The sequence below is a fragment of the Pseudomonas graminis genome, assembly GCF_900111735.1.
Classification (GTDB): Bacteria; Pseudomonadota; Gammaproteobacteria; order Pseudomonadales; family Pseudomonadaceae; genus Aquipseudomonas; species Aquipseudomonas graminis.
The window spans coordinates 24,950-44,238 of sequence record NZ_FOHW01000040.1 but is presented as its reverse complement, the minus strand read 5'-3'; the positions used below and the strand labels follow the sequence as shown (position 1 = coordinate 44,238).

Below are 19,289 nucleotides of genomic sequence, written 5' to 3'. Positions count from 1 at the left end.
CGGCTGAAGCCAATCCTACGAAAGGCACGCGGTGTGTCAGTAGGACCGGCTTTAGCCGGGAAGAGGCCAGCCTGAGCACCCTCAATTTTGCAGTGTGCCTACCGACGCTTTCCCGGCTGAAGCCGGTCCCACTAAGTGCACGCGGTGTGTCAGTGGGACCGGCTTTAGCCGGGAAGAGGGCAGCCTGAGCACCCTCAATTTCGCAGTGTGCCTACCGACGCCTTCCCGGCTAAAGCCTGTCCTACGAAAGGCACGCGGTGTGTCAGTAGGACCCGCTTTAGCCGGGAATGGGCCAGTTACAGCACCCTCAGTTTTGCAGTGTGCCTACCGACGCCTTCTCGGCTGAAGCCGGTCCCACTAAGTGCATGCGGTGTGTCAGTGGGACCGGCTTCAGCCCGGAATTGACTCTTTATCTGCCAATCGGCAAGCTCGTCGTCGATTTGATCTCCGACAGCGCGACCGTTGAATTCACTTCCTGAATCCCCGGCACCAGCGAGAGCTTTTCGAAGAAGAATCGCTCGTACGCTTCGATGTCCGGCGTGACGATGCGCAGCAAAAAATCCACCGACCCCATCAGCACGTAACACTCCAGCACTTCGGGAAAGCCGCGGATCGCTTCGGTGAACTCAGTGAAGTTGGACCGACCGTGGGCGTTGAGTTTTACCTCAGCAAAAATCTGCGTATTCAGGCCAATCTTCTTGCGATCCAGCAGTGTCACCTGTCGCCGGATCACGCCCTCCTCCTTGAGCCTTTGAATCCGCCGCCAACAAGGTGATTGCGACAGGCCGACCTGCTCGGCGATCTGCGCGCTGGACAGCGACGCATCCTCTTGCAGGAGCGCCAGAATCTTCCGATCGTAGGCATCCAGCTCTATCTGCATAATCAATTCCTGAAAGGCGGCTGCTGCACATAAACAAGTCTCATACAGCCTAATACAGCGCATCTTCGATCAGAAATTTCTTTTTCAGCGTGTAAAAATTTCTCCCATCAGACGTCATTCCAACGACAAGCCCCAGGAGAGACTCCATGCCGCATTTCGAACCCGCCAGCTCTGCACCTCTTCGCCATGATGCCTGGTCCGTCGGCAACGCTCATTGCCTGTCGCGCTATCAAATCCTTGCCGAGGCAGAAGCTGACGTACTCTGCCGACTGCTCAACCTGTTCGCGATGCAGTACCTGATCCCCCAACAGGTCGGCGTGCTGCAGCAGGACGGCATGCTAATGGTGAATGTAGAGGTGGGCGGCTTGACGTGGCACCGCGCTCAGATCATTGGCGAAAAAATGCGCAACCTTGTCAGCGTTTGCTCGGTCGAACTTGAACCCATGGGCGATTTCCACGTCGTAACCGAGGCCGTCTCACTCGCCGCCAGTTGAGTGCTCCGAAAATATTGGCAACGCTTCGCTACCGACAGGGCGCAACAACTGGCACGCTTGGGACTACTCTTGCTCATCACCGAAGTAAGCCGTCTCGTCCGAAGGAGCCCGCATGTCCGTCCTCGCCTCATCATCTCAGGACCGCTGGCTGGATCTGAACGAAGTATTACGTGACCTCGTCGCGCAGGGATACCTCGATCAGGACAACGCCGAATATGCGCTCACGCTGCGCCGAGCCGCGCAGAATCTCCACGCCCACCCGCTCGAACTCATCGCCACCCAGCAGTTCGATAACCACAAGCGGCCCGGCAAGAAACTCGACCTCGAAACCCTGACCGCCTGGCTGGCTGAGCAATCCGGCCAGCCGTACCTGCGCATCGACCCGCTGAAGATTAACGTCGCCGCCGTAACGCCCTTGATGTCCTACGCCTTCGCCCAGCGCCACAAGATTCTTGCGGTGGACGTCGATCGCGACGCAGTAACCATCGCCAGCGCGCAACCGTACGTGAATGCGTGGGAAGCCGACCTGACCCACGTGCTGAAGATGCCGATCAAGCGCGTCGTCGCCAATCCCGTCGACGTGCAGAAACTGGCCGTCGAGTTTTACCGGCTGGCGAAATCAGTCAGCGGCGCGAGTGCCAGCGACCAGAAAGTCAGCAACATGGGCAACTTTGAACAGTTGCTCAAGCTCGGTGCCAGCGATCAGGAGCCGGACGCCAACGACGCGCATATCGTCAATATCGTCGACTGGCTGTTCCAGTACGCCTACCAGCAGCGGGCGAGCGATATTCACATCGAGCCCCGCCGTGAGGCCGGTACCGTCCGCTTCCGCATCGATGGCGTGCTGCACAACGTTTATCAATTTCCGCCGCAGGTCGCGATGGCCGTCACCAGCCGCTTGAAAAGCCTTGGCCGCATGAACGTGGCCGAGAAGCGCAAGCCCCAGGACGGCCGGGTGAAGACCAAGACGCCGGACGGTGGCGAAGTGGAGCTGCGGTTATCGACGCTGCCCACGGCCTTCGGCGAGAAGATGGTGATGCGTATCTTCGACCCGGAAGTGCTGCTCAAGGACTTCGACCAGCTTGGGTTCTCTGGCGATGACCTGCGCCGCTGGGAGGGTATGACCCGACAGCCCAACGGCATCATTCTGGTGACCGGCCCGACCGGTTCCGGCAAGACCACCACGCTGTACACGACGCTGAAGATGCTGGCGACTTCGGAGGTGAACCTCTGCACCATCGAGGACCCGATCGAGATGGTTGAGCCGGCGTTCAACCAGATGCAGGTGCAGCACAACATCGACCTGACCTTCGCCAGCGGCGTGCGCGCGCTGATGCGGCAAGACCCGGACATCATCATGATCGGCGAGATTCGCGACCTGGAAACCGCAGAAATGGCGATTCAGGCGGCGTTGACCGGTCACCTGGTGCTGTCGACGCTGCACACCAACGACGCGCCCAGCGCCATCAGCCGTCTGCTGGAGTTGGGCGTGCCGCATTATCTGCTCAAAGCGACGATCCTCGGCGTAATGGCCCAGCGTCTGGTGCGTACGCTGTGCCCGCACTGCAAGGCGCCGATCGAAATGGATGAGGTTGACTGGCAGACCCTGACGCGGCCATGGCAGGCACCCGTGCCAAGCGGCGCGCACCGGGCGGTGGGTTGCGCGGAGTGTCGCGACACGGGTTATCGCGGGCGTGCGGGGGTGTACGAGATCATGCTGATGTCGGACGCCGTGAAGTCGCTGATCACGGCGGACCTGGACCTGACGGCGTTGCGTCGCCAGGGCTTCAAGGACGGCATGCGCAGCCTGCGCTTGTCCGGCGCGCAAAAAGTCGCGGCGGGCCTGACGACGGTTGAAGAGGTGCTGCGCGTGACACCCCAGAGCGAGCAGCGCTAGCCCCGCCGACTGTAGAAGCGCGCTTGCCCGCGAAAGCGTCAGATGATTCATCACCGAGTTAACGGGCAAACCGCAATCGCTGTAGGAGCCGGCTTGCTGGCGAATGAGGCGTGTTAGTCGATGCATTCGTAACTGACGTAACGCCTTCGCCAGCAAGCCAGCTCCGGGTTTCGGGTGGGTCAACTTACCTGTGTGTTGGAGGATCTGACGCCTTCGCGGGCAAGCGCGCTCCTACAGGTTTACGCGCCGGCAATCCCCGGTCAGACCTTCATAAACGCCGTGCTTTCACTGGTCCGGCACCCCGAAATCCAGCACCACTTTCATCGCCTGCTGCTTGTCCCCCGCCAGTTCGAACGCCTGGACTGCTTCCTGAAATGCAATGGTGTGGGAGATCACTGGCGTCACGTCGATCACCTTGCGATTGAGCAAGTCCACCGCCTGGGCGAATTCGGGGTGGAAGCGAAAGGTCCCGCGCAGGTCGATTTCCTTGCCCACTACCAGATTCAGCGGAATCGCCACATCGCCGCCGAGCCCGACCGTCACCACAATCCCGCGCGGGCGCATGCACGTCAGGCCATCGCGCAAGGCGTGGGCGCTGCCGGAAGCCTCGAACATCACGTCGAAATAACCCTTGTCGGCGGTATAGCGCGCCAGTGCTTCGGGCTCGTCGCGCAGATTGTGGGTTTCGCTGGCGCCCATGCGGCGCGCGCACGCCAAGGCGCTGTCGCTAAGGTCTGCGGCAACAATCTGCAACGCACCCGCCGCGCGCAGGCTGCCGATCAACAGGTTGCCAATCGGGCCGCAGCCGGTCACCAGCACGCGCTTGCCAAACACGCCGCCGGCACGCTGGATTGCATGAAGGCCAACCGACAAGGGCTCGGCCAGTGCGCCTTCAGCCAGGCTAGTGGTCGGGGCCAACAGATGCGCCTGGCCAGACTCGATCACCAGATGCTCGCGGAACGCACCCTGAATGTGCGGAAACGGCATCGCGCTGCCGTAAAAACGCATGTTCAGGCAATGGTTGGGCAGGCCTTCGTGACAGTATTTGCAGTCGCCGCACGGCCGTGACGGCGATACGGAAATTCGTTGTCCGACACTGAAAGCGCTCTGCGCGTCGCCGACTTCCTCGATGACCGCCGAGATTTCATGGCCGAGGACCATCGGCTCTTTCAGCCGAACGGCACCGAAGCCGCCGTGCTGGTAATAGTGAAGATCCGAGCCGCAGATACCGCCGCGAGCAACGCGTACGCGCAACTGGCCGGCGGACAGCGGCAACGCTTCGTTGCCGGGCTCGACACGCAGGTCTTTCGCGGCATGGCAGACAATCGCTTGCATGGTCATTCTCCGGATTACAGCGATGCCGTGATGGCACCGTCGACGTAAAGGATGTGACCGTTGACGAAGCTGGCCGCGTCCGAGGCCAGAAACACCGCCGCGCCCGCCAGCTCAGACACTTCGCCCCAGCGACGGCTCGGCGTGCGCTGCACAAGCCAGTCGCTGAATTCGGCGTTGGCCACCAGCGCAGCGTTCAGCTCGGTTTTGAAGTAGCCCGGGCCGATGCCGTTGACGTTGAGGCCGAACGGGCCCCAGTCGATCGCCATGCCCTTGGTCAACATCTTCAGCGCGCCCTTGCTTGCCGTATACGGCGCGATACCCGGGCGGCCCAGCTCGCTCTGCACCGAACAGATGTTGATGATGCGCCCACGCCCACGCGGGATCATGCAACGCGCGACCGCCTGGCCGACGAAGAACGCGCTGTCCAGGTTAGTGCGCATCAGCTCGTGCCAGTCCGCCTCGGCGAACTCCGCCAGCGGACCACGGCGTTGTATGCCGGCGTTGTTGACCAGGATATCCAGCGGTCCGACGCGCTCTTCGATGTCCTGAACCGCAGCGGCGACCGCCGTGCTGTCCGTCACGTCGAAACGCTGTGTGTGAACCGCATGCCCCTCGGCCGCAAGGGCCTGGGCAGCCGATTGCAGCGTATCGGCATTACGGCCGTTGAGCACGACGGTCGCGCCCGCTTCGGCCAAGCCCCGGGCGATCGCCAGGCCAATGCCTGCGCTGGATCCGGTGATCAGCGCCACCCTGCCGTCGAGACGAAAACTTTCCAGAACAGCCATGAAGCCCTCCTATTGTTTTTTGCGGCTTGAGCCTTGGTTGGCTGCGTCAGCTGTTCTTCCCGCCAATACAAAAGGTTCGCCGCGCAGATTGCAGTCACCTTACTCTGCCCGATCGACTTCCCACCGTCATCAATGGTGACGCCATGAACGTTGATGAACTCCCGAACCGGGAGATTTTGTAAGGCGGAACGCCATGACGCACTGCGGGTGGGGAACTAGAGCGGGGGATGGCGTATCAAATCGTTTCAGAACAAACAAACATCGGAGTACCTCTCATGCGTCTCAAACTTGCTGTAGCCACGTTAGCCTTGCTTTCCCTGCCGGTCGGTTCAGCAATGGCCGACGGTTTTCTGCGGGATGTGCTTTCGTCTGGCGCCACAACCGGTTCCACCTATCTCACCTTTCGTCACCACAAGCTGATCGTTGCTGCGCAAGACGACGCTGGCAGCTTCGTCGCCAGCAACGGCGAAATCCGTGGCCCATACCTGGAAGCAGCCATGGATCAAGTGCGCAAAGACAATCCGGCCATCAAGGCATCGGACATGGACCTGGCGAACGCCATCCTGGCCAAGAATCTGGTTGCCGAGCAATAAGTCAGAACCGTCGAAATGGGTGGGCGGCATAACGCCAATCTCGCTCCCAATAAAAAGCCGCTCACTTGAGCGGCTTTTTTGTGGCCGACGGGCTTATTCGCCGATCAGCGCTTTGTAGCCGGCTGCGTCGAGCAGTTTGCCCAGATCTGCGGCATTGGCCGGCTTGACCTTGAAGATCCATGAGTCGTATGGCGCCTCGTTCAATGCCTCTGGCCCATCGGCCAGCGCCTCGTTGACTTCGACGACTTCGCCCGCCACTGGCGAGTAGATGTCAGACGCAGCTTTCACCGACTCAACGACACCTGCCTGATCACCTGCGGCCGCGAACACTTTACCCACCTCAGGCAGCTCGACGAACACCACGTCACCCAGCGCTTCCTGCGCATGATCGGAAATACCGACAACGATCAGATCACCCTCTTGCCTGGCCCATTCGTGGCTCTCGGCAAAACGCAGTTCGGCGGGAATAGTGCTCATGTTCTTATCCTCTCTACTTCATCAGGTCAGCGGAAAAACCCGCCAGGGATGGCTTTCAAATCAGGGTTATATCAGGGCCTTGCCGTGACGCACGAATGCGGGTCGAACCACTCGGACCGGGTACCACTTGCCCCGGATTTCCACCTCGGCACGGTCAGCGGTGGCCATCGGCACTCGCGCCAGCGCGATCGACTTGCTTAGCGTAGGAGAGAAACTACCACTGGTGATCTCTCCTTCGCCAACTTCCGCTATTCGGACGACCTGATGGGCGCGCAAAACGCCACGCTCTTCAAGGACCAGCCCTACAAGCTTCGAGGTAATCCCTCGCACGCGCTCTGCTTCGAGTGCAGCGCGGCCGATGAACGTGCGGTCTTCAGGCATCCACGCGACCGTCCAGGCCATATTGGAGGTCAGCGGAGAAACCTGCTCGTCGATTTCCTGACCGTACAGATTCATGCCCGCTTCCAGGCGCAGCGTATCGCGGGCGCCCAATCCAATCGGTGAAATGCCGGCGCCGACCATGTCATTAAAAAAGGCACAGGCTTCGGTGGCTGGCAAGATGATTTCCAGGCCGTCTTCACCGGTATAGCCCGTGCGGGCAATGAACCACTCGCCCTCTTGCTGACCTTCGAAGGGTCTGAGGGTGTGGATAAGCGCGGTGCGTTCCTGATTGACCAGCTCGCCGATCTTCTGCCGGGCGTTAGGGCCCTGAATGGCGAGCATGGCCAGCTCCGAGCGGTGCTTGATGCGCACATCGTAGCCGGCCAGGTTGGCGTTCATCCAGGCCAGGTCCTTGTCGCCGGTCGCTGCGTTGACCACCAGTCGATAACCTTCGTCGGTCTGGTAAACGATCATGTCGTCGACGATGCCGCCATGGGTGTCGAGCATCGCGCTGTAAAGCGCCTGCCCGGTCTGTTGCAACCTACCGACGTCGTTGGCCAGCAGATGCTGCAGCCAGGGCTTGGCCTGACTGCCGGATACGTCGAGCACATGCATGTGCGACACGTCGAAAATTCCGCAGTCCCGGCGCACCTGATGGTGCTCCTCGACCTGGGAGCCGTAGTGCAAGGGCATGTCCCAACCACCAAAATCGACCAGCTTCGCGCCAAGCGCGAGGTGCAGGTCAAAGAGGGGCGTACGCTGTCCCATGGGTTTCTCCTTCCGGGCGTGGCGAAGACACAGTCACTGGCAATCCCGCAAATCCCCCGTGAATTGGGGTCTGAAACCTTTGCTAATTTGTGGAATTGTCTGACAGACCGAGTCGATTGCGGCGCATTGTAGCCGCAAGGTTAGGACCCCGCACCTAACCAATCGGCTTGGCCGAACGTCTGATCAAACCGATGACCGGAAGCAGCCCCACCAGCACCAACGTCAGCGCAGGCAAAGCCGCACGCGCCCACTCACCTTCGCTGGTCATTTCGAAGATGCGCACGGCCAGCGTGTCCCAGCCAAACGGGCGCATGAGCAGCGTGGCGGGCATTTCCTTGAGCACATCGACGAAGACCAGCAACGCAGCGCTCAACGTACCGGGTATGAGCAGCGGCAGATAAATCCTGAAAAACAATCGTGGTCCACTGACCCCCAGACTGCGGGCGGCTTCAGGCAGTGAAGGGCGAATGCGCGACAGGCTGTTCTCGAGCGGCCCGTAAGCGACCGCGATGAAGCGCACCAGGTACGCAAGCACGAGCGCCCCCAGGCTGCCCAGCAGCAAAGGCCTGCCAGCGCCGCCCAGCCAGCTGGATAACGGCACGACCAGCTCCCGGTCCAGATAACTGAACGCCAACATGATCGACACCGCCAGCACGGAGCCGGGCAGCGCATAGCCAATATTGGCCAAGCTGACGCCTGAGCGAATGGCGCGTGTGGGGGCGAGACGCCGGGCAAACACGAGGATCATCGCGACGCACACCGTGACCAGCGCAGCGATGCCGCCCAGATAAAGCGTGTGCAGAATCAACCCGGCGTAGCGCTCGTCGAGGTCGAAGCGCCCGCGTTGCCAGACCCAGACAATCAACTGCAACAGCGGCACCACAAACGCGCAGGCGAACACCAGTCCACACCACGTGCTGGCGGCGGCAGCTTTTAATCCGTGCAGGTGATACAGCGCCTTGACCCTCGGGCGCTCGTTGCTTGGCCGGCTCGCCCCCCGCGCGCGATGCTCGCCGTACAGCAGGACCATGACGGCCAGCAGGAGCAGGCTCGCCAGTTGCGCGGCGCTCGACAAGCTGAAGAAGCCGTACCAGGTTTTGTAAATTGCGGTGGTGAAGGTGTCGAAGTTGAACACCGACACCGCGCCGAAATCCGCCAGGGTTTCCATCAACGCCAAGGCGACACCGGCACCGATCGCCGGCCTCGCCATGGGCAGTGCCACGCGCCAGAACGCTTGCCACGGCGACTGCCCCAAAATGCGGGCGGCCTCCATCAGCCCTTTGCCCTGGGCCAGAAATGCCGTACGCGCCAACAGGTACACGTAGGGATAAAACACCAGCACCAAGACGATGATGACGCCGCCGGTCGAACGCACCCGAGGCAGACGCAGGCCGGAACCGAGCCACTCGCGCAACAGCGTCTGCACCGGCCCTGCAAAGTCCAGCAAACCCACAAACACAAACGCGAGCACATACGCCGGGATGGCGAACGGCAGCATCAGCGCCCAGTCCAGCCAACGCCGCCCCGGAAACTCACACAGCGCCGTCAGCCACGCCAGACTCACGCCCAGCAGCGTAACGCCCAGCCCTACGCCAATCACCAGGGTGAGGGTGTTGCCCAGCAACCGTGGCATCTGGGTTTCCCAAAGGTGCGACCAGATCTGCTGATCAATGGTCTGCCAGGAGAAAAGCAGCACGCTTAACGGCAGCAACACCAGCGCGGCAATGCTGAACACCAGGGGGTACCAGCGATGCTGGGGGGAGTGGGCCAAGGAGAATACTCATGGAGTTAGATATCGGCTGTAGGCGCGTGCCCCGCGATGACATTGTGTCGGACACCTTTCAGGTCACAGACACATACCCTTCGCGGGCAAGCGCGCTCCTACAGACGGGTGCTGCCTGGATGCGGTCAGTTCCAGCCCGCACGGTCCATCATGCGAATCGCCTCGGCCTGCCGCCGACCCGCCACTTCAACCGGGATCGTGTCGGCCTTGAACGCACCCCAGCTCGCCACTTCTTCAGACGGTGCGACTTTCGGGTTGGCCGGGAATTCCTGGTTGGTGCCGGCGAATATCGTCTGGGCTTCGGGGCCCGTCATCCATTCCACCAGAGCCTTGGCCGCGTCGGGGTGGGGCGCGTACTTGGTCAGGCCGATGCCGGATAGATTGACGTGCACGCCACGGTCCGACTGATTGGGCCAGAACAGGCGTACAGCAAGGTCCGGATTATCCTTGTGCAAACGACCGTAGTAGTAGGTGTTGACGATGCCGACGTCGCATTGGCCGGCATTGATGGCTTCCAGCACTGCGATGTCATCGGAAAACACGTCGGTCGACAGGTTGTTCACCCAGCCCTTGAGGATCTTCTCAGATGCGTCGGCGCCGTGGGTTTCGATCAGCGTGGCGGTCAGCGACTGGTTGTAGACCTTCTTGGCGGTACGCAGGCACAGACGCCCTTCCCACTGTTTGTCAGCCAGCGCTTCGTAGGTGGTGAGTTCTTCAGGTTTGACGCGATCGGTGGAGTAGGCAATGGTCCGCGCGCGCAGGCTCAGACCTGTCCAGCTGTGGGTGGAAGAACGGTATTGCGACGGAATGTTTGCGTCGATGACCGGCGAAGTGAACGGCTGCAGGATGCCCATCTGCTCAGCTTGCCAAAGGTTGCCTGCGTCGACGGTGAGCAGCAGGTCAGCCGTTGCGTTCTGGCCCTCGGCCTTGATGCGCTGCATCAGCGGCGCTTCCTTGTCGGTGATGAACTTGACCTTCACGCCGGTTTTGGCGGTATAGGCATCGAACACCGGTTTGATCAGCTCATCGATTCGGGAGGAATACACCACCACTTCATCTGCGGCCTGGGCGGTGCTGCCGAGCACGGTTAATGCCAGGGCAGCCAAAAGACGCTTGCTCGCCTGCATGCAGGTTCTCCTGATTCGAGAGAGGGGAAAAACGAGGCGAAATGGTAGTGAATCGCATCTGCCATCTCAACCGAAGTCAGGATTGAGCCGTTACCGAATGTTGCGGAGTACCAGCGGTGCCACACCCACACTCACTGGATACGCGCGCATTTCAGTGGGACCGGCTTCAGCCGGGAAGAGGCCAGCATGAACGCCATCAGATTTCCGGCGTAACGAAGGGCGCTTTCCCGGCTAAAGCCGGTACCACGGTAAAGCGCGGACAAGTGCTGTGCCGTCAGAGCTTTGCAAGGGCTGGCAAATCCCCGGTCAGGCCCAAGGCCTGGCGCACGAACAACGCTTTGGCTTCTGCCGAACGATCGACCATCTTCAGCCCGGCGTTACGCAACAGGCGAACCGGCAGCGCGTCGGACTGGAACAGTCGTTCGAAACCTTCCATCGCCGCCATCAACGTCAGGTTATGCGGCATGCGCCGACGCTCGTAACGGCTCAACACACGCTCATCGGCCAGACGTTCGCCGCGCTCGAACGCACCACGCAGCACTTCGGCCAGCACCGCTGCGTCCAGAAAGCCCAGATTGACGCCCTGCCCCGCCAACGGATGGATGGTGTGCGCGGCATCGCCGATCAGCGCGAGGCCGGGCGCCACATAGCGCTTGGCATGGCGTTGACGCAGCGGTACGCAAAGCCGCGAATCGGCAGAAATCACCTGCCCGAGGCAGCCTTCGAACGCGTTCTCCAGCTCGCGGCAGAAGGGTTCGTCGTCAAGCTTCATCAAGCGCTCGGAATGCTCCGGCGTCACCGACCAGACGATGGAACACCAATGCTCACCCTCTCGGTCGAGGGGCAAAAAAGCCAGCGGGCCGTCGTCAGTGAAACGCTGCCATGCAGTTTTGCGATGGGAGTCCGCCGTACGCACGCTCGTCACGATAGCGTGATGCAGGTAGTCCCACTCCCGCGTCGCGGTGCCCGTCATGCGCCGCACGGTCGAGTTGGCGCCATCGGCCGCGACCACCAGCGGCGCGCGCAACGTACGGCCGTCGGAGAGCGTCAGAAGCCAGTCATCGCCGGAGTGACGCATCTGCTCCAGACGCACGTCTGCCAACAAGCCAATGCCGCTGTCATGCAGACGTTCGACCAATGCATCCTGCACCACGCGGTTTTCGACGATGTGCCCAAGCACTTCGGCGTGAACACTGGAAGCAGAAAAATGCACCTTGCCCGTGCCGCTGCCGTCCCACACGTGCATGTCGCTGTAGGGGCTGACGCGCCGCGCAACGATGCCTTCCCAGACGCCAAGCCGCTCAAGAATGCGCTGACTCGCGATGGACAGCGCACTGACCCGGGCTTCGAATGGCGCGTCGGCCACGAACGGTTTGACCGTCAGGGGACCGCCATCCACCACAAGGATGTTCAACCCACTGTCTCGCAGCGCCAGCGCGAGCGCACTCCCCACCATTCCGGCCCCGACAATCAGCAGATCTGCGCGCGTTTCCATGCTTTAAATCGTTCTCGGTTGTGGCAAAGGCCACGAATGAATGGAGTGTTCAGACATCGCTTCGTGTTCCCAGGCCCATGGCCTGACGGGCGAACCAGTTCTTGGCCGAAGGCAACAGATCCAGGCCCAGGAGCCCTAGATTACGGCCCGCAGTTACAAGTGACTGCTGACTGCTGAACAGCCGGGTGACTTGATCGGAAAAGCCGACGGTCAGTTTTTGATCAACCCGCTGGCGCTCGCGATAGGCCTGCAACGTCGACAGCTCGCCGAGCGATGCATCACTGGCCAGCAGCGCCTCGGCCAGGGAGGCAGCATCACGCAGGGACAGGTTGAAGCCCTGTCCCGCAATGGGATGCAGACTGTGGGCGGCATTCCCGAGCACCACCAGATGAGAGCGGATCTGCTCTTCGGCTTCGATCAGCGCCAGCGGATAGCTATGGCGCGCACCCACTTGCTTCAACGCGCCCAGCCGGTAGCCGAAGACGCCCTGCAGTTCTTCCAGGAAGCTTCGGTCGTCCAGCGCCATCAGCCGTTGAACGTCATCGCCGGTGCGCGTCCACACCAATGCGCAACGGTTATCCGGAAGTGGCAGCAACGCCATCGGGCCATTTTCGGTAAACCGCTCGAAGGCCTCACCCCCGTGTGCGTCTCCCGGCGTGATGTTGGCGATCAGCGCGCTCTGATCATACGGCGTGTGTCGCACGGCAATGCCCAACTGCTCGCGCAGGCTGGAACGGCCACCATCGGCCAGTACCGCCAGGTCGCAGGTGAGCTGAGTTTCGTCATTGAGGGTCAGTTGGTAGCCGTCGGGCAGCGCCTGCATGTGCGTGACCTCGGCCGGCACCCGCCAACTGATCACGTCCTTGTCCAGCGCCTGCCACAGGCATTGGCCCAGCCAGGCATTTTCAACCACATAGCCCAGGGCCGGAACGCCTTCCTCCATCGAAGACAGGTGCGCTGCGCCAAACCGGCCTTTGTCGGAAACGTGAATCTTGAGAATCGGCTCGGCGCGGCGGCTGATCTGCTGCCACAGGCCCAGGCGTTCGTAAATCTGCCGCGCGCCGAACGACAGCGCGGAGGAGCGAGCGTCGTAGCTGGGCTGATAGGTGTCGCCGGGTGCAAACGGCTCAATCAGCACAATTTTCCAGCCGCGCGCTTTCGCACCGGCTTGCAAGGCGAGCGCCAGGCTTGCGCCGACCAGTCCGCCACCGACGATGGCCAGATTGAAGCGGCTCATGCGGCTTGGGTTCGTGCGGCGGCCATCAAGGCCTCGATATCGGCAACGGTCTTTGGCACATCGCCCGTCAGGATTTCACAGCCTTTTTTGGTCACCACGACGTCATCCTCGATTCGAACGCCAATCCCGCGCCATTTTTTGGCGACGGTCTGATTGTCAGGGGACACATAAATACCGGGCTCGACCGTCAGCGCCATCCCGGCCTCCAGCACGCGCCATTCGCCGCCGACCTTGTATTCGCCGACGTCGTGCACGTCCATGCCCAGCCAGTGCCCGGCGCGGTGCATGTAAAAAGCTTTGTACGCTTCAGCGGCAATCAGTTCATCCACCGCGCCTCGCAGCAGACCAAGTTCAACCAGGCCTTCGGTGATGACCCGAACCGTCGCCTCGTGGGCCTGATTCCAGTGATTGCCGGGTTTGATTGCCGCAAACGCCGCTTCCTGGGATTTGAGCACCACCTCGTAAATCGCTTTTTGTTCAGCGGAGAATTTGCCGCTTACCGGGAAGGTACGGGTGATGTCACTGGCGTAACAGTCGATCTCGCAACCGGCGTCGATCAGCACCAGGTCGCCGTCTTTGAGCGGCGCGTCGTTTTCCTGGTAATGCAGGATGCAGGCATTGCGCCCCGACGCAACGATGGAACCATAGGCCGGCATCTTCGCGCCGCCTTTGCGGAACTCGTAATCCAGCTCCGCCTCAAGGCTGAACTCGTACAGCCCCGCGCGACTGGCCTGCATCGCCCGCACGTGGGCACGGGCCGATATCTGCGCAGCCTCGCGCATGACCTTCACTTCGGCCGCCGATTTGTACAGGCGCATGTCGTGCAGCAGGTGATCCAGGGCCACGAACTCTTTTGGCGGCTGCGCACCCAGGTGGGCCTTGGAGCGGATGACGTTGATCCACTCCATCACATGGCGGTCGAACTCGGGATTGCTGCCCATGGACGAATACACCCGATCGCGCCCCTCGATGAGGCCGGGCAGGATGTCGTCGATGTCGGTGATCGGGAAGGCATCGTCGGCGCCGTACTCGCGCATCGCGCCGTCCTGACCTGCGCGCAGGCCGTCCCACAGCTCGCGCTCGGGGTTGCGCTCGCGACAGAACAGGACGTACTCACCGTACTCGCGGCCGGGGATCAGCACGATCACCGCTTCAGGTTCGGGGAAACCGCTCAGGTATTGAAAGTCGCTGTCCTGGCGGTACACATGCTCAACGTCCCGATTTCGAATCGCCACAGCTGCCGCGGGCAGAATGGCGATACTGTTGGGCTCCATCTGCTCCATCAACGCTTTGCGGCGGCGGGCATATTCGGCTTTCGGGATATGAATCATCGGCAAGTGCGGTTCTCCGGGAGGTGCGCTTCGGCCACCGCCGCGCAAAGGCGGCGTAGCCGAAGCAGCAATGAGGCGCGGTCAGTGCAAAGACGGTTTGGCTTCGTCTTCAGCGTCGGTTTTCTGGTTGAACTCGGTGAACAGCAGCAACGGCGCAACACGCAGGTACTCCATGACTTCCATGTAGTCGCTCTCGCCGTCTTCGGACTCGTCCAGCGCATCATGAACCTGAGCGATGGCGGCCAAGTCTTGCAGCACGTCTCTGGCATCATCACTCAGTGACTGACCACCAACGCGGGCGAAGCCGCTGAGGAAACCCTGGCACCACTGGGCCATGGCGGCGGTGCGGGCAGCGAGAGGCTCATCATCGCCGGGCAAAAGCAACACGACGGTCATGTCGTCGCCGGTCAGTTCGCTTTTGACCATTGCCTGCAGGCCGATCAGGGCCTGGCGCACTTTGTCGTCAGGCTCTGTTTCCAGCAGCAGGTGAGCGTCGGCCAGCCACTCTTCCGCATCGAAGCCAGCGCCGGCGCAACTGCGGCCCAGCAAGAGGCCGTGCAATTCGGCAGGAGATACATGATGACCACTGCTGGTGAGCAGGGTGGCGAAGCCGTTGTACGGGGAATTCTGAATAGGCATGGGCAACTAGGCGCCAAGCGGCGCAATGTCTAGAATGAAGGCCTTGTATCGTAGCACCGGCAGACGCGCCCAAGCTATCAGGCGATGTCCGGGGCGAATCCAGACGCCAGCGCCTGCACCACTCATCTGAAAGTAATCAGTGGAAAACAATGGAAGACAACGACCTGCAAGCGCTGATGGCCCGACTGGAGTTATTGATCAATCGTGTCGAGCAACTAAAAAGTCAAAACGGACTCCTATTAGCTCAGGAAAAATCCTGGCGCGAGGAACGCGCTCAACTCATTGAAAAAAACGAAATCGCCCGGCAAAAGGTCGAGTCCATGATTTCGCGCCTCAAGGCCCTGGAGCAAGACTCATGAGTAATGGCAACAGCATCACCGTGCAAATCCTCGACAAAGAATATTCGATCATCTGCCCGCAAGAGGAGCGCACCAATCTGGTCAGCGCCGCGCGTTATCTAGACGGCAAAATGCGCGAGATCCGCAGCAGCGGCAAAGTCATCGGCGCCGACCGTATTGCGGTGATGGCCGCACTGAATATTACCCATGACCTTCTGCACAAACAGGAACTGCCACCGGCAAAGGCTCAGGCCAATGGTGCCAACAGTGAGCAGGTTCGCGATTTACTGGACCGCGTAGACCTGGTCCTTGCCACGGATTCGGATAAAGCACAAGGCTGATTGTTCGGACATGATTCGGTATACTTGCGACCGCTCCCTGGAGTGCTTGCCAGTCGGTCATGTCCCTGAGCCGATACGCACAACCACGGGGGTTGCACGTTGGGGTTGGTGTGCATGTCCGCTCGACGGAAAGCCTTAAAACCTCCTGCAATCTCCACCTTGAACTTTCGGGTTCAAGGGCTACACCGACAGCGGTTCGTCGGGGAGTCTCGAACCTTCTACCCATCGCCAGGCGCCCCGTCTGGCGGTGGGCATCGTGAATCTGCCTGATTCCACGACATCACTTCTCAAAGCCTCACGGACCCGCCAGCATGACCTCATCCGGCGCCGCTCCCCTCCCAGATTCTTCAAGTCTCTCCCGGCCTCAGTTACGTCGACTGCTTCGCCATAATCGTCGCGCGCTCAGCCCGGCAGAACAGCGACAGGCGGCACAGGGCTTGTACCGTCAACTTGCGCAAAACCCACTCTTTCGCCGCGCCCGGCACGTTTCTCTCTACCTTCCGATGGACGGTGAAATCGACCCGCGCCTGCTGCTTCGTGCCGCTCAAAAACGTGGCAAGACCACGTACCTGCCGGTGCTCAGTGCCTGGCCTCGAACGAAAATGGTGTTTCAGCGTGTGCGCCCCGGGGAGAACTTCAAGCCGAACCGCTTCCGTATCCCGGAGCCACGTATCAATGCCGGGCGACAGCGCAAGATCTGGACGCTGGACCTGGTGCTGATGCCTCTGGTGGGATTCGATCCGGAAGGCGGACGTCTTGGCATGGGTGGCGGCTTTTACGACCGCAGCCTGGCTTATCTCGCGCGTCGTAAAACCTGGCGCAAGCCGGTGCTGCTGGGACTGGCCCACGAGTGTCAGAAGGTAGGGAAGCTGGCGGTCGCCAGTTGGGATGTTCCGTTGGCAGGAACGGTGACGGATAAGCGTTGGTATATGGCGGAATGAATCGTCAGCGATGCGCGCTTCTGCAAGAAAAGCGCGCTGCGAAAACGCGGTTTAGCGGCGGAGCTGTGGCTGTTGTTGCTGAGTGATTTCGACCGGCGCATCTGCCTTGGCGGCCCACAAACTTTGCGCGTAACCGGTGGTGACGATGCCCAAGCCGAACAAAATTGCCAAAACCCACAGTACATCCGGCTTGCGTCGCATTGATCGTCCCCTTTGTAACGAATCAGAATCTGAAATCGATAGCGTTTAAACAAGGCTGCCAGATAGTGCAGCCCTTAAAATGCCGGCATTCTGCGGCAACGTGACGCAACACGCAAATACTGACGCCAGCCGACTGTCGGTTTGTCATCAAAGCGTAGGACAACTTTCCCAAGACCTGTTCAGGAACCTTAGAAATGGCTTATTGGCTGATGAAATCCGAGCCCGACGAGCTCTCGATCAGCGGGCTTGAAAAGCTCGGGCAGACACGCTGGGACGGTGTCCGTAACTACCAGGCCCGCAACTTTCTGCGAGCGATGGCCGTGGGCGATCAGTTCTTTTTCTACCATTCCAGCTGCCCGGAGCCGGGAATCGCCGGCATCGGAGAAATCGTCAAGGCCGCGTATCCGGATCCCACCGCGCTGGACGAAAAAAGCCACTATTTCGACGCCAAAGCCACCGAGGAGAAAAACCCTTGGAGCGCTCTTGATGTGGCATTCGTCGAAGCGTTTTCAAACGTGCTCGGGCTGGGTTATCTGAAGCAACAAGCCGCGCTGGAGCAGATGCCTCTGGTGCAGAAAGGCAGCCGCTTGTCTGTGATGCCGGTGACGGACGAACAATGGGCTGCCGTACTGGGCTTGCGCTGAGTTCAGAATGGGCGTGTTACTGGGCGATAAAGTTGTTGAACAGCAGATCATCAACCACGGGCTTGCCGGTTTCCTGGGTCAGCACTTGCTGGGTCTGCTTCAGTGCTTCCTGACGCAGTTTTTCCTTGGCATCGACGTTGCCCATGCTGTCGACCGTTTGCTGAGTGAACAGCGCCACCAGCTGATTGCGGATCAGCGGCTCGTTCTGCTTCACCAGTTTCTGCGCTTCGGCGCCAGTCACGCGCAAGGCGACGTCAGCCTTATAGACGTGCAGTTTCGAGCTGCCATCCAGTGAGTAGTTGCCTACGAAGGGTGGCGTCAACGCCACGTAGGAAACCTTGTTTGGATCTTCTTTCTCGCCGCCCTCTTCGGCCAGCGCCGCAACAGGCATCGACAATGCCATCAACATAACAATCCACGCTTTCACAGTCCGCTCCTCAATCCGCTTCGCCGCATAGCTTACTTCAGCTTATGCATACCTATCAGGCCGGGCCATGCTCATTGACCCCACAACCTCGCTACCTGTACTTATCGGCCATCGCCGAAAAAGGAATAGCCCTCGATGAAAGCCGTGCTTTGTAAAGCCTTCGGTCCCGCTGCAGATCTGGTGCTGGAGGACATCCCCAGCCCGGAGCCGAAGAAGAACGAGATTCTTCTGAACGTGCACGCTGCCGGGGTCAACTTCCCGGACACGCTGATCATCGAAGGCAAATACCAGTTCAAGCCGCCTTTTCCGTTCTCGCCCGGAGGTGAAGCGTCGGGCGTTGTGACCGCTGTCGGCGAAAAGGTCAGCCATGTGCGTGTCGGTGACCGGGTAATGGCGCTGACCGGCTGGGGCAGCTTCGCTGAACAGATCGCCGTGGCCGGTTACAACGTCCTGCCCATTCCGGAGGCGATGGACTTTACCACCGCCGCCGCCTTCAGCATGACCTACGGCACGTCCATGCACGCCCTCAAACAGCGGGCCAATCTGCAGGCCGGAGAAACGCTCCTCGTCCTCGGCGCCTCCGGGGGCGTGGGCCTCGCTGCGGTTGAGATCGGCAAAGCCATGGGCGCTCGCGTGATTGCCGCCGCCAGCAGCGCAGAAAAGCTGGAGGTCGCCAAAACCGCAGGCGCCGACGAGTTGATCAACTACAGCGAAAGCAATCTGAAGGATGAAATCAAACGCCTCACCAACGGTAACGGCGTCGATGTGATCTATGACCCGGTGGGCGGCGACCTTTTTGATCAGGCTGTTCGCGGCCTCGCCTGGAACGGTCGACTGCTGGTGGTCGGCTTCGCCAGTGGTCGTATCCCCGAACTGCCAGTCAATCTCGCACTGTTGAAAGGTGCCTCGGTTGTAGGTGTGTTCTGGGGCTCATTTGCCCAACGCCAGCCCCAAGACAATGCGGCGAATTTCCAGCAACTGTTCGCCTGGTTCGGCGAGGGCAAGCTGAAGCCGTTGGTGTCGAAGGTTTACCCGCTGGAGCAGGCGGGGGAAGCCATTGAATCGTTGGCGCAGAGAAAAGCGGTTGGCAAAGTCGTGGTGAGCGTCAGTTAACGTGCATCGGGACCGACCCCGTTCTGAAGAAACGCAGCTCACTTCGCGGAGTTCTCTGCACG

At 60.7% G+C, this 19,289-nt stretch carries 21 protein-coding genes and 1 other RNA gene; 9 read left to right on the top strand and 13 right to left on the bottom strand.

All coding sequences use genetic code 11. The features are described 5' to 3' along the window. Positions 1-409: 409 nt before the first annotated feature. Positions 410-880, bottom strand: coding sequence for an Lrp/AsnC family transcriptional regulator (locus BMY98_RS22565; protein ID WP_065987447.1), 471 nt, complete (start codon positions 878-880; stop codon positions 410-412). A 146-nt stretch (positions 881-1,026) separates the two neighbouring features. Here BMY98_RS22565 and BMY98_RS22560 point away from each other — a divergent pair, with 146 nt between their 5' ends. Both BMY98_RS22560 and tfpB read left to right on the top strand, forming a co-directional pair. Next, positions 1,027-1,374, top strand: coding sequence for a hypothetical protein (locus BMY98_RS22560; protein ID WP_074892597.1), 348 nt, complete (start codon positions 1,027-1,029; stop codon positions 1,372-1,374). Positions 1,375-1,486: 112 nt separating this feature from the next. After that, a complete protein-coding gene (gene tfpB / locus BMY98_RS22555; RefSeq protein ID WP_074892596.1) occupies positions 1,487-3,271 on the top strand; it encodes a type IV pilus assembly ATPase TfpB in 1,785 nt (594 codons plus the stop codon). A 285-nt stretch (positions 3,272-3,556) separates the two neighbouring features. Here the strand turns inward: tfpB and BMY98_RS22550 are convergent, their stop codons facing one another. Beyond that, complete coding sequence (locus BMY98_RS22550) at positions 3,557-4,606, bottom strand: L-idonate 5-dehydrogenase (protein ID WP_074892595.1); 1,050 nt, start codon at positions 4,604-4,606, stop codon at positions 3,557-3,559. Between the two features lie 14 nt (positions 4,607-4,620). Continuing rightward, positions 4,621-5,391, bottom strand: coding sequence for a glucose 1-dehydrogenase (locus tag BMY98_RS22545; protein WP_074892594.1), 771 nt, complete (start codon positions 5,389-5,391; stop codon positions 4,621-4,623). A 275-nt stretch (positions 5,392-5,666) separates the two neighbouring features. Here BMY98_RS22545 and BMY98_RS22540 point away from each other — a divergent pair, with 275 nt between their 5' ends. Then, complete coding sequence (locus BMY98_RS22540; RefSeq protein WP_074892593.1) at positions 5,667-5,984, top strand: DUF2388 domain-containing protein; 318 nt, start codon at positions 5,667-5,669, stop codon at positions 5,982-5,984. 93 nt (positions 5,985-6,077) lie between these two features. On the opposite strand, the gene gcvH is transcribed toward BMY98_RS22540, so the two are convergent. The 8 genes from gcvH to BMY98_RS22500 form a co-directional block, all read right to left on the bottom strand. Continuing rightward, on the bottom strand, positions 6,078-6,461 hold the full coding sequence (gene gcvH / locus BMY98_RS22535; RefSeq protein WP_074892592.1) for a glycine cleavage system protein GcvH: 384 nt from the start codon (positions 6,459-6,461) through the stop codon (positions 6,078-6,080). A gap of 66 nt (positions 6,462-6,527) precedes the next feature. After that, on the bottom strand, positions 6,528-7,610 hold the full coding sequence (gene gcvT, locus BMY98_RS22530; protein ID WP_074892591.1) for a glycine cleavage system aminomethyltransferase GcvT: 1,083 nt from the start codon (positions 7,608-7,610) through the stop codon (positions 6,528-6,530). 154 nt (positions 7,611-7,764) lie between these two features. Next, positions 7,765-9,381 (bottom strand): ABC transporter permease, encoded by a 1,617-nt coding sequence (locus BMY98_RS22525; RefSeq protein ID WP_074892590.1) that lies wholly within the window; start codon positions 9,379-9,381, stop codon positions 7,765-7,767. A 137-nt stretch (positions 9,382-9,518) separates the two neighbouring features. Next, positions 9,519-10,520, bottom strand: a complete 1,002-nt coding sequence (locus tag BMY98_RS22520; RefSeq protein ID WP_074892589.1) for an extracellular solute-binding protein — start codon at positions 10,518-10,520, stop codon at positions 9,519-9,521. Between the two features lie 274 nt (positions 10,521-10,794). Next, entirely contained in the window at positions 10,795-12,015 is a 1,221-nt protein-coding gene (locus BMY98_RS22515; protein ID WP_074892588.1) for a 2-octaprenyl-3-methyl-6-methoxy-1,4-benzoquinol hydroxylase, read from the bottom strand. Between the two features lie 49 nt (positions 12,016-12,064). Next, a complete protein-coding gene (gene ubiH / locus BMY98_RS22510; protein WP_074892587.1) occupies positions 12,065-13,252 on the bottom strand; it encodes a 2-octaprenyl-6-methoxyphenyl hydroxylase in 1,188 nt (395 codons plus the stop codon). Next, positions 13,249-14,583 carry a Xaa-Pro aminopeptidase gene (gene pepP / locus BMY98_RS22505; RefSeq protein WP_074892586.1) on the bottom strand — a complete coding sequence of 445 codons (1,335 nt, stop codon included), beginning with the start codon at positions 14,581-14,583 and terminating at the stop codon, positions 13,249-13,251. Before pepP ends, ubiH begins: the two co-directional genes overlap by 4 nt. Positions 14,584-14,664: 81 nt before the next feature. Further along, positions 14,665-15,222, bottom strand: a complete 558-nt coding sequence (locus BMY98_RS22500; protein WP_074892585.1) for a YecA/YgfB family protein — start codon at positions 15,220-15,222, stop codon at positions 14,665-14,667. A 149-nt stretch (positions 15,223-15,371) separates the two neighbouring features. On the opposite strand from BMY98_RS22500, the gene BMY98_RS22495 reads away from it, so the two are divergent. The 4 genes from BMY98_RS22495 to BMY98_RS22480 all read left to right on the top strand — a co-directional run bounded on the left by BMY98_RS22495 (position 15,372) and on the right by BMY98_RS22480 (position 16,842). Further along, a complete protein-coding gene (locus BMY98_RS22495) occupies positions 15,372-15,581 on the top strand; it encodes a TIGR02449 family protein (protein ID WP_037016503.1) in 210 nt (69 codons plus the stop codon). After that, positions 15,578-15,901 (top strand): cell division protein ZapA, encoded by a 324-nt coding sequence (locus tag BMY98_RS22490; protein ID WP_065987460.1) that lies wholly within the window; start codon positions 15,578-15,580, stop codon positions 15,899-15,901. Before BMY98_RS22495 ends, BMY98_RS22490 begins: the two co-directional genes overlap by 4 nt. 31 nt (positions 15,902-15,932) lie before the next feature. Then, a non-coding RNA gene (ssrS, locus tag BMY98_RS22485) (6S RNA) lies at positions 15,933-16,111 on the top strand. A gap of 101 nt (positions 16,112-16,212) precedes the next feature. After that, a complete protein-coding gene (locus BMY98_RS22480; RefSeq protein WP_074892584.1) occupies positions 16,213-16,842 on the top strand; it encodes a 5-formyltetrahydrofolate cyclo-ligase in 630 nt (209 codons plus the stop codon). 51 nt (positions 16,843-16,893) lie between these two features. Here BMY98_RS22480 and BMY98_RS27040 read toward each other — a convergent pair whose 3' ends face one another. Next, positions 16,894-17,043: a hypothetical protein gene (locus BMY98_RS27040; RefSeq protein WP_108121165.1), complete on the bottom strand. Its 150-nt coding sequence runs from the start codon at positions 17,041-17,043 to the stop codon at positions 16,894-16,896. Positions 17,044-17,237: 194 nt separating this feature from the next. Here BMY98_RS27040 and BMY98_RS22475 point away from each other — a divergent pair, with 194 nt between their 5' ends. Further along, positions 17,238-17,687, top strand: coding sequence for an EVE domain-containing protein (locus BMY98_RS22475; RefSeq protein WP_074892583.1), 450 nt, complete (start codon positions 17,238-17,240; stop codon positions 17,685-17,687). A 16-nt stretch (positions 17,688-17,703) separates the two neighbouring features. On the opposite strand, the gene BMY98_RS22470 is transcribed toward BMY98_RS22475, so the two are convergent. Then, positions 17,704-18,114, bottom strand: a complete 411-nt coding sequence (locus tag BMY98_RS22470; RefSeq protein ID WP_074892582.1) for a flagellar basal body-associated protein FliL — start codon at positions 18,112-18,114, stop codon at positions 17,704-17,706. Between the two features lie 135 nt (positions 18,115-18,249). Between BMY98_RS22470 and BMY98_RS22465 the strand changes: the two genes are divergently transcribed. Then, positions 18,250-19,227, top strand: a complete 978-nt coding sequence (locus tag BMY98_RS22465) for an NADPH:quinone oxidoreductase family protein (RefSeq protein WP_074892581.1) — start codon at positions 18,250-18,252, stop codon at positions 19,225-19,227. The last annotated feature ends 62 nt before the right edge of the window (positions 19,228-19,289 follow it).

Bases quoted from the DNA above. Each gene is read 5' to 3' on its own strand.
- BMY98_RS22565 (WP_065987447.1), bottom strand. From the start codon at position 880: ATGCAGATAGAGCTGGATGCCTACGATCGGAAGATTCTGGCGCTCCTG.
- BMY98_RS22560 (WP_074892597.1), top strand. From the start codon at position 1,027: ATGCCGCATTTCGAACCCGCCAGCTCTGCACCTCTTCGCCATGATGCC.
- tfpB (WP_074892596.1), top strand. From the start codon at position 1,487: ATGTCCGTCCTCGCCTCATCATCTCAGGACCGCTGGCTGGATCTGAAC.
- BMY98_RS22550 (WP_074892595.1), bottom strand. From the start codon at position 4,606: ATGCAAGCGATTGTCTGCCATGCCGCGAAAGACCTGCGTGTCGAGCCC.
- BMY98_RS22545 (WP_074892594.1), bottom strand. From the start codon at position 5,391: ATGGCTGTTCTGGAAAGTTTTCGTCTCGACGGCAGGGTGGCGCTGATC.
- BMY98_RS22540 (WP_074892593.1), top strand. From the start codon at position 5,667: ATGCGTCTCAAACTTGCTGTAGCCACGTTAGCCTTGCTTTCCCTGCCG.
- gcvH (WP_074892592.1), bottom strand. From the start codon at position 6,461: ATGAGCACTATTCCCGCCGAACTGCGTTTTGCCGAGAGCCACGAATGG.
- gcvT (WP_074892591.1), bottom strand. From the start codon at position 7,610: ATGGGACAGCGTACGCCCCTCTTTGACCTGCACCTCGCGCTTGGCGCG.
- BMY98_RS22520 (WP_074892589.1), bottom strand. From the start codon at position 10,520: ATGCAGGCGAGCAAGCGTCTTTTGGCTGCCCTGGCATTAACCGTGCTC.
- BMY98_RS22515 (WP_074892588.1), bottom strand. From the start codon at position 12,015: ATGGAAACGCGCGCAGATCTGCTGATTGTCGGGGCCGGAATGGTGGGG.
- ubiH (WP_074892587.1), bottom strand. From the start codon at position 13,252: ATGAGCCGCTTCAATCTGGCCATCGTCGGTGGCGGACTGGTCGGCGCA.
- pepP (WP_074892586.1), bottom strand. From the start codon at position 14,583: ATGATTCATATCCCGAAAGCCGAATATGCCCGCCGCCGCAAAGCGTTG.
- BMY98_RS22500 (WP_074892585.1), bottom strand. From the start codon at position 15,222: ATGCCTATTCAGAATTCCCCGTACAACGGCTTCGCCACCCTGCTCACC.
- BMY98_RS22495 (WP_037016503.1), top strand. From the start codon at position 15,372: ATGGAAGACAACGACCTGCAAGCGCTGATGGCCCGACTGGAGTTATTG.
- BMY98_RS22490 (WP_065987460.1), top strand. From the start codon at position 15,578: ATGAGTAATGGCAACAGCATCACCGTGCAAATCCTCGACAAAGAATAT.
- BMY98_RS22480 (WP_074892584.1), top strand. From the start codon at position 16,213: ATGACCTCATCCGGCGCCGCTCCCCTCCCAGATTCTTCAAGTCTCTCC.
- BMY98_RS27040 (WP_108121165.1), bottom strand. From the start codon at position 17,043: ATGCGACGCAAGCCGGATGTACTGTGGGTTTTGGCAATTTTGTTCGGC.
- BMY98_RS22475 (WP_074892583.1), top strand. From the start codon at position 17,238: ATGGCTTATTGGCTGATGAAATCCGAGCCCGACGAGCTCTCGATCAGC.
- BMY98_RS22465 (WP_074892581.1), top strand. From the start codon at position 18,250: ATGAAAGCCGTGCTTTGTAAAGCCTTCGGTCCCGCTGCAGATCTGGTG.